Origin of the sequence: Streptomyces flavofungini (genome assembly GCF_041028215.1) — a bacterium.
GTDB classification, from domain to species: Bacteria; Actinomycetota; Actinomycetes; order Streptomycetales; family Streptomycetaceae; genus Streptomyces; species Streptomyces flavofungini_B.
This window is the reverse complement of the sequence record NZ_JASKYR010001036.1, coordinates 1-2,465: the sequence shown is the minus strand read 5'-3', so window position 1 is coordinate 2,465 and position 2,465 is coordinate 1. Positions and strand designations below refer to the sequence as shown.

Genomic DNA, 2,465 nt, shown 5'->3' with positions numbered 1-2,465 from the left:
CCCAGGAGCCGGGCCCGTTCGGGGCTGAGGCGTACGTGCCGGAGGGAGAGCGTGGTCCGCGCCGAGCGGTCCAGTTCCTGGGCGACGGCGCCGAGCATCGCGGCGGTTCCCGCGGCCTGCGGCTCGGCGACGGACATGCGCTCGGCGACCCGCTGGTAGTACTGCTCGGTGCCGCCCCTGACCTTGCGGGTCTCCACGACGTGGACCAGGCCCGCCGTGCGCAGCACCTTCAGGTGGTGGGCCACATTGCCCTTGCCCGTGCCGAGCCGCTCCGCCAGTCGGCTGATGGTGGCGGGGCAGTGGCCGAGCGTGAAGAGCAGGCGCTGGCGCAGGGGGTGGGCCAGCGCGGCGTGCTGCTGCGGTGAGTCGACCTCCAGGACGTCGGCGGGCGGCGAAGACGTCGGTGACGGTGACGATGGTGACGGTGGTGGTGACGGCGGTGACGGCTGCGGCTCGGACATGGGCCAAGTGTCTAATACTCTTGACGCTTTCGGAAGAGGGCTGCTCTACTCCCCTGTCATGACTACCACCGCCAAGCAGCTCGACGTCTCCCCCGTCGTCCAGGAGACCGCCCAACTCCTGCTCGATCACTACGTGTTCCCGGATGTCGCGCGCCAACTGGCCGAGCTGTTGCGGCGGCGCCTGGCCGACGGCGCGTACGACGTCGCCGCCGCCGAGGAGTTGGGCCGTCGGGTCACCGCGGACCTCCAGTCGCTCAACGGCGACCCGCATCTGAGCCTGAAGCACCACGCCGAGCCGGTGCCCACGGAACAGGGCGCCGCCGTGCTGGCCGCGATGCGCGGCAAGTTCGCCTCCTCGCTGGGCGGCGCGCCCCGGGTGGAGCTGCGGGACGGCCGGATCGCGCTGCTCGAACTGGCCCCGGCGCTGTTCCCGCTCGGATGGGCCGCCGAGCCGCTGACCGCCGCTCTCACCCTGGTCGCCCCCGCCGACGCGCTCATCGTCGACCTGCGCGGCAACACGGGCGGCGATCCGGACACGGTCGCCTTCGTCTGCGGCCACCTGCTGGACGAGCGCACCCACCTCAACACGATGTACTGGCGCGACGGCGAACGCCTTGAGCAGTCCTGGAGCCCGCCGCACGTCCCCGGCGCACGCTTCGGCGGCAGCAAGCCGCTGTACGTGCTGACGAGTTCCCGCACCTTCTCGGCGGCCGAGGAACTCGCCTACGACCTCCAGCAACTGGGGCGCGCCGTCGTCGTGGGCGAGCCGACCGCGGGCGGCGCGCATCCGCGGGAGGGCTGGACGGTGCATCCGCACCTGGAGGCGTCGATCCCGGTCGGCCGCTCGGTCAACCCCGTGTCGGGCACCAACTGGGAGGGCACGGGCGTACGCCCCGACGTGCCGTGCCCGGCGGACGAGGCGGCCGACCGGGCGCACGCCCTCGCGGCGGAGCGCCTGCGGTGAGATGACGGTGCCTGGGCCGTGGGCCGCCCCCCGGCCGAAGGAGGGCGGCCGCTCGCCGCCTAGCGGGCGTCCCGGACCGTGCCGGTGAAGACCGGACCTCCCGGGCGGGGCTCCCACTCCTCGTCGAGGACCGAGAGCCGGGCCTTCAGGGACTCCGTCGGTTCCCGCACGGTGTCCTTGACCGTCGGTACGCGGAACTCGACGCTCCTCTTGCCCGCGGGCACGGCGACGTACAGCGAGTCGCCCTCGCCGATGCGGGAGAGCTTGCGGGCCGGGCGGGCCGGTACGCCGACCTCGTGCTCCAGCCACCTCTTGTCCACGTCCGTCGTGGACAGCTCGGCTCCGCGGGCGACCGGAAGGAACCTGATCCCGGCCGTGATGTCCACGTCGGCCGCCTCCGACAGCGTCATCCGCCACTTCAGGGGCTTGCCCTCGGTGACCTTGTCGGCGACGGGCTTGAGGGTGACCTTCGGCATCGGGTCGTCGTTGCGTGCCGTCACGCCGCCCTGGTGGGAGCCGACCACGGCGCCGCGCACCGCCTTGACGAACGCGTCATGGGCGACGTCGTAGCCGTACCGGGTGTCGCCGCGCACCTCGACGGGGATGTCGACCTCGTTCGTGCCCGGCCGGACCTTCACCCTCCGGCTGGTGAACTCGTCGGTGCCCGGCTTGGGGACGAACAGCCTGACCTCGCCGCTGCCCTTCCCCGAGACGCGGACGGGCACGTGGTGGGTGCGGACTCCGGAGTCGCCCTCGTCCACGGTCAGCCGGCCCAGGTCCACGCGGGGCAGCTCGGCGGGCTTCACCGCGGGCGTGCCGGGGCGCCAGCCCCAGGCGTCCATCAGCCACGCCTTGCCGGAGCGGCTGCGCGGGGTGAGCTCCAGGGTCTTGACGTGGCTGAGGTCGAGACCCGCGCGGGCCGCCGACGACAGCGGAACGCGGACCTCGCGGCCCCAGTACGAGGCGGTCTGCGCGCTGCCGGGAAGGCCGTCGACGGTGACCCGACCCAGTTCGGCGCGGTGGCCCGAGGTGTCGGCGAG

The 2,465-nt window shown here is 73.3% G+C and carries 2 protein-coding genes and 1 pseudogene; 1 reads left to right on the top strand and 2 read right to left on the bottom strand.

Going from position 1 to position 2,465, the window contains the following annotated elements:
- Window positions 1-461: ArsR/SmtB family transcription factor (locus AB8Z36_RS38075; RefSeq protein ID WP_369217943.1), on the bottom strand; the 461-nt coding region annotated here is incomplete at its 3' end.
- 58 nt (window positions 462-519) lie between these two features.
- Here AB8Z36_RS38075 and AB8Z36_RS38070 point away from each other — a divergent pair.
- Window positions 520-1,425 carry a S41 family peptidase gene (locus tag AB8Z36_RS38070; protein WP_369217942.1) on the top strand — a complete coding sequence of 302 codons (906 nt, stop codon included), beginning with the start codon at window positions 520-522 and terminating at the stop codon, window positions 1,423-1,425.
- A gap of 59 nt (window positions 1,426-1,484) precedes the next feature.
- Here the strand turns inward: AB8Z36_RS38070 and AB8Z36_RS38065 are convergent.
- Window positions 1,485-2,465 (bottom strand): annotated as a pseudogene (locus AB8Z36_RS38065) (hypothetical protein); the annotation flags it as partial.